This is a genomic window from Streptomyces sp. NPDC043854, assembly GCF_056436005.1.
The window spans coordinates 1-4,705 of record NZ_JBWKDK010000114.1 but is presented as its reverse complement, the minus strand read 5'-3'; the positions used below and the strand labels follow the sequence as shown (position 1 = coordinate 4,705).

Genomic DNA, 4,705 nt, shown 5'->3' with positions numbered 1-4,705 from the left:
CCCACCCCCCCCCCCCCCCCCCCCCCCCCCCCCCCCCCCCCCCCCCCCCCCCCCCCCCCCCCCCCCCCCCCCCCCCCCCCCCCCCCCCCCCCCCCGGAGCCGCACGGCTGAGGGCTCGAACCCGAAGAAGCGCGCCGCGAACCGCGGCGGGCTCAAGCGTGCTTTCGCCACGCACTGGTACGCCTGGGCCATGGTCGCCCCGGTCGTGATCGTGCTCGGCGTCATCATCGGCTGGCCGCTCGTGCGCGGCATCTACCTGTCGCTGACCGACGCCAACGAGCGCAACGTCGCCCGTACGATCGGCGCCAACCACATCGACGCCACGTACGAGTTCGTCGGGTTCGACAACTACGCGGCCGTGCTCAGCGACCCGGTGTTCATGCAGCGGCTGGTCTGGACGGTGGTGTGGACCGTCGCATGCGTGTCCATCACCTTCACCCTGGGGCTTGTCCTGGCCAACATGCTGAACCGGGAGTTCAAGGGCCGCGCCTTCTACCGGATGGCGCTCATCCTGCCCTGGGCCGTTCCCGGCTTCGTCTCGGTCTTCGCCTGGCGGTTCCTCTTCAACCGCGACAACGGCATCCTCAACAAGCTCCTCGAAGGCGGCGGCATCGCAGCCATCCCGTGGCTCGACGACCCGACCTGGGCCAAGGTCTCCGTCATCGCCGTCAACGTGTGGCTCGGCATCCCCTTCATGATGGTCGCCCTCCTCGGCGGCCTGCAGTCCATCCCCGGCGAGCTCTACGAAGCCGCCGAGATGGACGGCGCCAGCACCTGGCAGCGCTTCCGGCACATCACCCTGCCCGGACTGCGGTCGGTGAGCATGACCGTGATCCTGCTCTCCACCATCTGGACCTTCAACATGTTCCCGGTGATCTTCCTGCTGACGCGGGGCGGACCGGGAGACGCCACCGAGATCCTGGTCACCCAGGCCTTCCGGCAGGCGTTCGTGATGAGCCCGCGGGACTTCGCCGGCTCCGCCACCTGGGGCGTGCTCATCCTCGCCCTCCTCATGATCTTCGCGCTGGTCTACCGACGGGCGCTGCGCAAGCAGGGAGAGGTGTGGTGACGACCGTGGCCACCTCCACGACCAAGACGTCCCGTGCGTCTTCCGCCCCGGTACGCGAGCGGGGCAAGCGGTCGCCGCTCGCCTCCTTCGGGCTGCACGCGACCCTCGCCGTCGCCTCCGTGATCGCCGTCTTCCCGGTGCTGTGGGTGCTCCTGACCTCCCTCAAGCCCGCGAAGCACGCGATCACCACCGACTTCGTCAAGGAACCCACCCTCGAGAACTACCGCTACCTGGTGGAGCAGACCTCCTTCTTCGCCTGGTTCGGCAACTCCGTGCTGGTGGCCGGCATCACGACCGTGCTCGGCGTGTTCATCGCCGCGACCACCGGGTACGCCGTCAGCCGGTTCAAGTTCCCCGGCATGAAGCCGCTCATGTGGACCCTGCTGATCACACAGATGTTCCCCATGGCGATCCTGATCGTCCCGCTCTACAACCTCATGGGCCAGCTCGGGCTGCTCAACCATCCCGTCGGCCTGATCATCACGTACCTGACGATCGCCGTGCCGTTCTGCGCCTGGATGATGAAGGGCTTCTTCGACACCATCCCGGCCGAGATCGACGAATCCGGCCGCGTCGACGGGCTCACCCCCTTCGGCACCTTCTGGCGGCTCATCCTGCCGCTGGCCAGGCCCGGCCTCGCCGTGACCGCCTTCTACTCGTTCATCACCGCCTGGGGCGAGGTCGCCTACGCCTCCGCGTTCATGGTCGGCGACCAGAACCTCACCCTGGCCGGCGGCCTGCAGACCTTCGTCACGCAGTACACCGCCAACTGGGGTCCGATGACGGCCGCCTCGGTCCTCATCGCCGTCCCCGCCGCCGTCTTCTTCGTCTTCGCCCAGCGTCACCTCGTCGCCGGGATGACGGCGGGCGCCACCAAGGGCTGACCACCCGGCGCCCGCCCCGACACACCCCCGGCCCGAACCCAACCAAGGACGTCATGACCCAGCACCTCGCCGAAACACTCCCCACCGCCACCGGCACTGCGCCCGGCTGGTGGAGAGAAGCGGTGATCTACCAGGTCTATCCGCGCAGCTTCGCCGACTCCAACGGAGACGGCATGGGGGACCTCGAAGGCATCCGCAGCAGACTGCCCTACCTCAGGGAACTGGGCGTCGACGCCGTCTGGCTCAGCCCGTTCTACGCCTCCCCGCAGGCCGACGCCGGCTACGACGTCGCCGACTACCGGGCCATCGACCCCATGTTCGGCACCCTGCACGACGCCGACGCCGTGATCCGCGAAGCACACGGGCTGGGCCTGCGCATCATCGTCGACCTCGTCCCCAACCACTGCTCCGACCAGCACGAATGGTTCAAGCAGGCGCTGCGGGAAGGGCCCGGCACGCCGCTGCGCGAGCGCTTCCACTTCCGGCCCGGGCGGGGGGAGAACGGCGAGGAGCCGCCGAACGACTGGGAGTCCATCTTCGGTGGTCCGGCGTGGACGCGGGTGGCCGACGGGGAGTGGTACCTGCACCTGTTCGCTCCCGAGCAGCCCGACTTCAACTGGGAACACCCGGCCGTACAGGACGAGTTCCGGTCCGTGCTGCGGTTCTGGCTCGACCTGGGCGTCGACGGCTTCCGCATCGACGTCGCGCACGGCCTGGTCAAGGCCCCCGGCCTGCCCGACCTCGGCCACGAGGAGCAGCTGAAGCTCCTCGGCAACCAGGTGCTGCCCTTCTTCGACCAGGACGGCGTCCACGAGATCTACCGCTCCTGGCGCAAGATCCTCGACGAGTACGCCGGCGACCGCATCGGCGTCGCCGAGGCCTGGACGCCCAGCGCCGACCGCACCGCCCTGTACCTGCGGCCCGACGAGCTGCACCAGGCGTTCAACTTCCACTACCTGACCACCGGCTGGGACGCCGCTGCGCTGCGTGCCACCATCGACGAGTCGCTGGATGCGATGCGGCCCGTCGGTGCGCCGACCACGTGGGTGCTGTCCAACCACGACGTGGTCCGGCACGCCACCCGCTTCGCCGACGGGGACGCGGAGGCGGGCCTGCGCCGGGCACGGGCGGCCGCGCTGGTCATGCTGGCGCTGCCCGGGTCGGCGTACGTCTACCAGGGCGAGGAGCTCGGCCTGCCCGAGGTCGTGGACCTGCCGGACGAGGTGCGCCAGGACCCCTCCTTCTTCAAGGAGAACGGGCAGGACGGGCTGCGCGACGGCTGCCGCGTGCCGATCCCGTGGTCCGGCACCGAGGCCCCGTACGGCTTCGGCAGCGGCGGCAGCTGGCTGCCGCAGCCGGCCGAGTGGGCGGGGCTGAGCGTCGAGGCGCAGACCGGCGACCCGAACTCGACGCTGGAGCTGTACCGCAGCGCGCTGCGGATCCGCCGGGAGCGGGATGACCTCGGGGCGGGCGACTCCGTGGAGTGGCTCCCGGCCCCCGAGGGCGTCCTCGCGTTCCGGCGGGGCGGCTTCGTGTGCACCGCCAACACCACGGGGGAGGCGGTCGCGCTGCCCGCACCGGGTACGGTCCTGCTGGCCAGCGGCGAGCTGGGCGAGCCGGGCATACTGCCCGCCGACACGGCGGTGTGGTGGCAGGGGTGACCTCCCCGCTCCGGCTGACGGACATCGCCGCGCAGGCCCAGGTCAGCGAGGCGACCGTCAGCCGGGTCCTCAACGGCAAGGCGGGCGTCGCGGCCGGCACCCGGCACAAGGTGCTGGCCGCGATGGACCTGCTCGGCTACGAACGGCCCGTACGGCTGCGCAGGCGCAGCAACGGGCTCGTCGGCCTGCTCATACCCGAGCTCACCAACCCGATCTTCCCGGCCTTCGCCCAGGTCATCGAGCAGGCGCTGGCCGGGCACGGGTACACGCCGGTGCTGTGCACGCAGACGCCCGGCGGGGCCACGGAGGACGAGCTCGTCGAGCAGCTGGAGGAGCGCGGGGTCACGGGCATCGTGTTCCTGTCCGGGCTGCACGCGGACGCCCTCGCCGACCCGGCCCGGTACCAGCGGCTCAGCGCGCGCGGGGTGCCGTTCGTGATGATCAACGGGTTCAACGAGCACGTGAACGCCCCGTTCATCTCCCCGGACGACCGGGCTGCGGCCGAGATGGCCGTGCGGCACCTGGAGGACCTGGGGCACCGGAGGATCGGGCTGGCGATCGGGCCGACGCGTTACGTGCCGTCGGCCCGGAAGGAGCAGGGCTTCACCGCCGTCGTGCCCAGGGCGGAGGCCGAAGGCCTCATCCAGCGCACCCTGTTCACCGTCGAGGGCGGGCACGCGGCGGGAGGTGCCCTGCTCGACCGCGGGTGCACCGGCATCGTCTGCGGCAGCGACCCGATGGCGCTCGGCGTGATACGGGCGGTGCGGGAGCGGGGGCTGCGGGTGCCCGAGGACGTGTCGGTGGTCGGCTTCGACGACTCGCCGCTGATCGCCTTCACGGACCCGCCGCTGACGACGGTCCGCCAGCCGGTGCGTGCGATGGCCACCGCCGCGGTCGGCGCGCTGCTGGAGGCGGTGGGCGGCACGCCGGTCCAGCGCACGGAGTTCGTCTTCCAGCCGGAGCTGGTGGTCCGCGGCTCCACGGCCCAGGCACCGCACCGCTCCTGAACTCGGGGCTCCCCCCGAGACCCCGCCCGGGGGGGGGGGGTGGTTGGGGGGGGGCAGGGGGAGGGTTGTGGGGGGGGGGGGGGA

The 4,705-nt window shown here is 71.4% G+C and carries 4 protein-coding genes; all 4 read left to right on the top strand.

All coding sequences use genetic code 11. From position 1 onward, the window contains the following. The coding region (locus AC068A_RS37080) for a carbohydrate ABC transporter permease (RefSeq protein ID WP_478590702.1) at positions 1 to 1,069 on the top strand (1,069 nt) is incomplete at its 5' end. Then, on the top strand, positions 1,066 to 1,953 hold the full coding sequence (locus AC068A_RS37075; RefSeq protein WP_478590701.1) for a sugar ABC transporter permease: 888 nt from the start codon (positions 1,066 to 1,068) through the stop codon (positions 1,951 to 1,953). The genes AC068A_RS37080 and AC068A_RS37075, both read left to right, overlap by 4 nt. Positions 1,954 to 2,006: 53 nt before the next feature. Further along, positions 2,007 to 3,614 (top strand): glycoside hydrolase family 13 protein, encoded by a 1,608-nt coding sequence (locus tag AC068A_RS37070; protein WP_478590700.1) that lies wholly within the window; start codon positions 2,007 to 2,009, stop codon positions 3,612 to 3,614. Further along, positions 3,602 to 4,621 carry a LacI family DNA-binding transcriptional regulator gene (locus AC068A_RS37065; RefSeq protein ID WP_478590699.1) on the top strand — a complete coding sequence of 340 codons (1,020 nt, stop codon included), beginning with the start codon at positions 3,602 to 3,604 and terminating at the stop codon, positions 4,619 to 4,621. The genes AC068A_RS37070 and AC068A_RS37065 overlap by 13 nt, the downstream gene beginning before the upstream one ends. Positions 4,622 to 4,705 lie beyond the last annotated feature (84 nt).

Excerpts from the sequence above, each read along its gene's own strand:
- AC068A_RS37070 (WP_478590700.1), top strand. The coding sequence starts at position 2,007 with ATGACCCAGCACCTCGCCGAAACACTCCCCACCGCCACCGGCACTGCG.